Raw genomic sequence first — 638 nt, forward strand, 5'->3', positions numbered from 1 at the left:
GCTCTCGTTATTGAGCACCAAAACATTACTCCAAACAGCTTTGCCGATCGTGCAACTAAATCATTAATCGCTGAATTAGAAAGCCGTACTATCGAAATCGTTACTGCCACTTCTTACGAAGATGCACGTGCGGTTATCATGGCATCTCAAATCGATAGCCTTGTATTGGCTCTTGAAAAAACTGAAGAGCAAATCGTTAACTCTCACGAAGAAGTTGATTTGTTAGCAGCACTACAAGCACGTCAACCTGAAGTGCCAGTATTTCTACTAGCAGAACGCGCTCGTACTTCTATTCTTAACAACCGCCAGTTAATGGAACGTGTTGATGAGTGTTACTCAGTACTAGAAGATACTGCAGATTTCGTTGCTGGCCGTATCGTTGCTGCTATGCGTCGTTACCGCTCACAAGTGCTACCGCCTTTCATGAAAGCGATGATGCACTACAACGACATCCATGAGTACTCATGGTCTGCGCCTGGTCACCAAGGTGGTATCGGTTTTACTAAGACCCCTGCTGGTAACCAATTCTTCGAATTCTTCGGCGAAAATCTATTCCGTACCGATATGGGTATCGAACGTGCAGCACTGGGTTCTCTACTTGACCACAGCGGCGCATTCAAAGATTCAGAAGTTGAAGC

Annotated in this window: 1 protein-coding gene; it reads left to right on the forward strand. The window is 45.3% G+C overall.

Going from position 1 to position 638, the window contains the following annotated elements:
- On the forward strand, positions 1 to 638 hold a 638-nt coding region (locus tag C9J42_RS21365; protein WP_304589718.1), incomplete at both ends, for an Orn/Lys/Arg decarboxylase N-terminal domain-containing protein.

This window comes from Photobacterium sp. GB-56, from assembly GCF_003026105.1.
In the GTDB taxonomy this organism is placed as follows: Bacteria; Pseudomonadota; Gammaproteobacteria; order Enterobacterales; family Vibrionaceae; genus Photobacterium.